4 protein-coding genes are annotated in these 5,150 nt (G+C 51.9%); all 4 read right to left on the bottom strand.

Going from position 1 to position 5,150, the window contains the following annotated elements; translation table 11 throughout:
- Positions 1-159 precede the first annotated feature (159 nt).
- The 4 genes from aceA to ACSZO4_RS24420 all read right to left on the bottom strand — a co-directional run bounded on the left by aceA (position 160) and on the right by ACSZO4_RS24420 (position 4,989).
- Positions 160-1,464 carry an isocitrate lyase gene (aceA, locus tag ACSZO4_RS24435; protein ID WP_437891682.1) on the bottom strand — a complete coding sequence of 435 codons (1,305 nt, stop codon included), beginning with the start codon at positions 1,462-1,464 and terminating at the stop codon, positions 160-162.
- Between the two features lie 152 nt (positions 1,465-1,616).
- Positions 1,617-3,218, bottom strand: coding sequence for a malate synthase A (gene aceB / locus ACSZO4_RS24430; protein ID WP_437891681.1), 1,602 nt, complete (start codon positions 3,216-3,218; stop codon positions 1,617-1,619).
- A 264-nt stretch (positions 3,219-3,482) separates the two neighbouring features.
- Positions 3,483-4,412 (bottom strand): homoserine O-succinyltransferase MetA, encoded by a 930-nt coding sequence (gene metA / locus ACSZO4_RS24425; protein WP_437891680.1) that lies wholly within the window; start codon positions 4,410-4,412, stop codon positions 3,483-3,485.
- A gap of 148 nt (positions 4,413-4,560) precedes the next feature.
- Positions 4,561-4,989: a YjaA family stress response protein gene (locus tag ACSZO4_RS24420; RefSeq protein ID WP_437891678.1), complete on the bottom strand. Its 429-nt coding sequence runs from the start codon at positions 4,987-4,989 to the stop codon at positions 4,561-4,563.
- Between the last annotated feature and the right edge of the window lie 161 nt (positions 4,990-5,150).

Genomic DNA, 5,150 nt, shown 5'->3' with positions numbered 1-5,150 from the left:
GCCATGGTGCGTGACAATACAAAATGGGCGGCAGGTTAGCTGCCACCCATTGACTTTAAACACAGCTGCTCTCCCCGAAGAGGGAGAAAACAATCGTGCCAATCCCACATACTTCACCAATCAATCCCCTCTCCTTTTGGGGAGAGGGTGAGGGGCAAATTAAAACTGCGACTCTTCCGTTGATCCGGTCAGTGCTGTCACCGAAGACGCACCGCCCTGAATAATGGTGGTCACTTTGTCGAAATACCCCGTTCCGACTTCCTGCTGATGTGAGACGAAGGTGTAGCCCTCTTTGGCCGCGGAAAATTCCGGTTGCTGCACTTTTTCCACGTAGTGCCGCATCCCTTCGCCCTGAGCGTAAGCGTGTGCCAGGTCGAACATGTTGAACCACATGCTATGGATGCCCGCCAGCGTAATAAACTGGTATTTGTAGCCCATGTCGGATAGCTGCTGCTGGAAGCTGGCGATGGTTTTGTCGTCCAGATTCTTCTGCCAGTTAAAGGAAGGCGAGCAGTTGTAGGCCAGCAGTTTGCCCGGGAATCTGGCATGAATGGCATCTGCAAAACGTTTTGCCATCTCCAGGTCTGGCGTCGAAGTTTCACACCACACCAGATCGGCATAGGGTGCATAAGCCAGCCCACGGCTGATGGCTTGTTCAATGCCGGCATGGGTACGATAGAAGCCCTCGCTGGTGCGTTCACCGGTAATAAATTCGCTGTCGTAAGCATCGCAGTCAGAGGTAATCAGATCTGCCGCATCTGCATCCGTGCGCGCAATGACCAGGGTCGGAACCCCCAATACATCAGCCGCCAGACGCGCGGCCACCAGTTTCTGAATGGCTTCCTGAGTCGGAACCAACACCTTACCGCCCATATGGCCGCATTTTTTCACCGAGGCAAGCTGATCTTCGAAATGCACCGCCGCAGCACCGGCTTCAATCATCGACTTCATCAGTTCAAAGGCATTCAGTACGCCACCAAAACCGGCTTCCGCATCGGCAACGATCGGCAGGAAATAATCCACATAGCGAGGATCGCCCGGTTCAATACCCGATGCCCACTGGATCTGATCCGCGCGACGAAACGTGTTGTTGATCCGATCCACCACCGAGGGGACGGAATTTGCCGGATACAGCGATTGATCCGGGTACATGCTGGAGGCAAGGTTGGCATCTGCCGCTACCTGCCAGCCAGACAGATAGATAGCCTCAACGCCTGCTTTCGCCTGTTGTAACGCCTGCCCGCCCGTCAACGCACCAAGGCTGTTGATATAACCTTTCTTCGATTCACCATGCAGTAAGCGCCACATTTTTGCCGCACCGAGCTGCGCCAGCGTACATTCCGGGTTTACCGAGCCGCGTAATTTCACCACCTCTTCCGCGCTATAGGGACGCGTGATGCCCTCCCAGCGTGGGTTCGTCCATTCTTTTTGTAATTCTTCGATTTGTTGGGTACGGGTTTTCATATGCAGATGCTCCATTTCATCCTGGATCTCCAGGCGTTATTGGTGAAGGCAGTTTGGTCATGGCCAGCGCGCAAGAACCGGAGCGTACATGTAGTACGTGAGGATTCTGAGCACTGCCCGAGGCCAAAATGGCGAACAAAATAGCCTGGTTATTAGGCCAGCAGGCGGTAGCCCGGCAAGGTTAAGAAATCAATCAGCTCATCTGAGGTGGTGATCTGCTCCATCAGACGCGCGGCATCGTCAAAACGCCCACTGCTGAAACGGTGTTCGCCCAGCTCGTCCTGAATGACCAGCATCTCTTCAGCAAGCATCTGGCGGAACAGGGCTTTGGTGACGGGTTTACCGTTACTGAGCGTTTTCTGGTGATGGATCCACTGCCAGATAGAGGTACGGGAGATTTCAGCAGTCGCTGCATCTTCCATCAGACCGTAGATCGGGACACAGCCGTTGCCGGAGATCCAGGCTTCGATGTACTGCACCGCGACGCGAATATTGGCGCGCATCCCCTCTTCGGTGCGCTCACCGTCAGCGGCGGCCAGCAGTTGTGCCGCGGTAATGGGCGCATCTTCAGCGCGGGTCACCGACAACTGATTTTTGTTGTTTCCCAGCACGTTGCTAAACACCGCCATCGCCGTATCCGCCAGCCCCGGATGAGCAATCCAGGTGCCATCGTGCCCATTTTTGGCTTCCAGCTCTTTGTCTGCTTTCACTTTACCCAGCACCTGGTTGTTACGTTCTGCATCTTTGCTGGGAATAAATGCCGCCATACCGCCCATGGCGAAGGCGCCGCGGCGATGGCAGGTTTTGATAAGCAAACGCGAATAGGCGTTGAGGAAAGGTTTGTCCATCGTCACCACCTGACGGTCTGGCAGAACGCGGTCAGGGTGGTTTTTCAGGGTTTTGATGTAGCTAAAGATGTAGTCCCAGCGCCCACAGTTCAGGCCGACGATATGGTCACGCAGAGCATGCAGGATCTCATCCATCTGGAAGACTGCGGGCAGTGTTTCAATCAACAGCGTCGCTTTGATCGTGCCACGCGGCAGACTGAAACGATCTTCGGTGTAACTGAAGACCTCGCTCCACCAGGCTGCCTCCTGCCAGGACTGAGTTTTTGGCAGGTAAAAATAGGGGCCGCTGCCTTTTGCCAGTAATGCTTTGTGGTTGTGGAAAAAATAGAGTGCAAAATCAAACAGGCTGCCAGGAATCGCCTCATTACGCCAGGTGACATGCTTTTCTGGCAAATGCAGGCCACGAACGCGACACACCAGTACCGCCGGGTCAGGCTTAAGCTGGTAAATTTTTCCCGCTTCGTTGGTATAGCTGATAGTGCCATTGACCGCATCGCGCAAGTTGATTTGCCCGTCGATAACTTTGCTCCAGTCTGGCGAAAGGGAATCTTCAAAGTCCGCCATAAACACTTTTACATTGGCATTCAGGGCGTTGATCACCATCTTGCGCTCAACCGGCCCGGTTATCTCGACGCGACGATCCTGTAAGTCATCAGGGATACCACGGATTTGCCAACTACCATCACGAATGGAAGTTGTTTCCGAAATAAAATCAGGCAGCTTGCCGTCATCAATATCCTGCTGCTGGCGGATACGGGCGGCCAGCAATTTATTCCGCTGTGGCGTAAAGCGCGTAACCAGTTCAGTCAAAAATTCCACCGCTTCGGGCGTGAGAATCTGCTCTTCCTGCTCGCCATAAGGCTTATTGAAAGTTAATTCATCCGTCGTCGTCGCCTGTTGTGTCATTACGCAGCTCCTCGTCATTGATCCGAATACATTCCCCGTCATGAACGAAAGATCGCTGTCTCTTTTTCGTTCAGCACAATCAAGACTACGCATTTATTAATTAAAATCAAAAACAATTTCCATTTTAAATTTAAAATCAATTTAACGTATTGATAACAAATGATTTAAAGTTCAGACGGATCATGGAGGGGATTTCGGAAATAAAAAAGGCACCCGAAGGTGCCTGAAAGAGAAGCTGAAACGGTTAAGGATCCCGGATGAGGATCAGTCCAGCGTTGGGTTCATATGACGCAAATCGAATGGCGTGATCTGATAGACGTAATAGTTTAACCAGTTGATAAACAGCAGGTTACCATGACTACGCCAGGTGGCATGGGGCTTGTTCTGCGGATCGTTTTTCGGGAAATAGTTATAGGGAACCTCTGGTGTCAGCCCTGCATCGACATCACGGAAATATTCACCGGCCAGGGTATTGGCATCGTACTCCGGATGACCGGTGACAAAGGCGATGCGCTTATCCTTGCTGGCAAACAGATAGGCGTCGCCTTCTTCTGTTTCAGCGAGGATTTCCAGATCCGTATAGTCGCGGATCAGTGCGGCCGGGAAATCGGCGTAACGTGAATGCGGTGCCAGGAAGGTGTCATCGAAACCACGCGTCAGTAGAGCATGTGGGTGGAGAATGTGGTGCCCATAGACGCCCGAAAGCTTTTCTTCACGCGTCTGTTTTGGAATGCCATACAGAATATTGAGTGCTGCCTGTACAGCCCAACAGACAAACAGCGTTGAGGTCACGTGATCTTTCGCCCACTCCAGCACCTGCTGGATCTGCGGCCAGTAGGCGACATCATTAAATTCGACCAGACCCAGCGGTGCGCCGGTGACGATCAATCCATCGAAGTTTTCTTCGCTGATTTCGTCGAAATTACAGTAAAAATTGTTCAGATGTTCGGCTGGCGTGTTGCGTGATTCACGCGCATCTATACGAAGCAGTTTGACATCCACCTGCAGTGGGGAGTTGGAAAGCAACCGCAGGAACTGGTTCTCGGTTTCAATCTTTTTCGGCATCAGATTGAGGATAAGCACCTTCAGCGGACGAATTTCCTGACCTGTTGCACGGGATGTCGTCATCACGAAGACGTTTTCATCACGCAAGAAATTGACGGCTGGTAGCTCGTCCTGCACCCGAATCGGCATAACTTATATCCTCACTGCATACGTTTAAACGTTTAGACATCCAGACAGCTGAAAAGATACCCAGGAATAAGGTAAATGTCGAGTCTGCATGTGAAAGGTGAGAAAGTTTCACGTCACGGCCGGGCCGCAACGTGGTTCTTAAATAAGATTAGCTGATGATTTTGGGTCTTTTGGTGGGTGGCGTGGTTCTGGTTTGCTCACGCGCAAGCGCGGCCAGAACCTGTTCATCGTTCAACAGAGTCTCATCGTCGATGATTTTGGGGTAATGACACCGGCCCTGCGAAGCGCCAAAGGTCATTTCAAGCAGCGCACGCTCTTCTACCGGCGATAATCCGCCTTCATTCATCTCCAGCGCATGACTCAGGATCCTTAGCTTTCCCACTCCGGGCAATAGATGCCAGAAAGAACGAGGGGCAACTTGCTGGATAAGATGCGCAAGGAAACCTTCCGCTTCAAAGAAGTCGGCGATAATAATGCGCTGGTTACTGAAAATATGATTGCCGGAGACCTGCTGGCGGGTGTCGAGGTTACGAACAACCATTCGATTCTGGTAAATCTGGGCGTACAGAACAGTCATAGCCAATTCCTTTAGCGATACGTTCGACATTTTGCAGATTTAAAAATAGCAAAAAGGCCCAGTCTTTCGACTGAGCCCTTTGCTTTATTTGATGCCTGGCAGTTCCCTACTCTCGCATGGGGAGACCCCACACTACCATCGGCGCTACGGCGTTTCACTTC

This window comes from Phytobacter sp. V91, from assembly GCF_965644225.1.
Classification (GTDB): Bacteria; Pseudomonadota; Gammaproteobacteria; order Enterobacterales; family Enterobacteriaceae; genus CBFFRJ01.
Note: the sequence above shows the minus strand (reverse complement) of the source record. Positions and strands in the feature narration are given on the sequence as shown.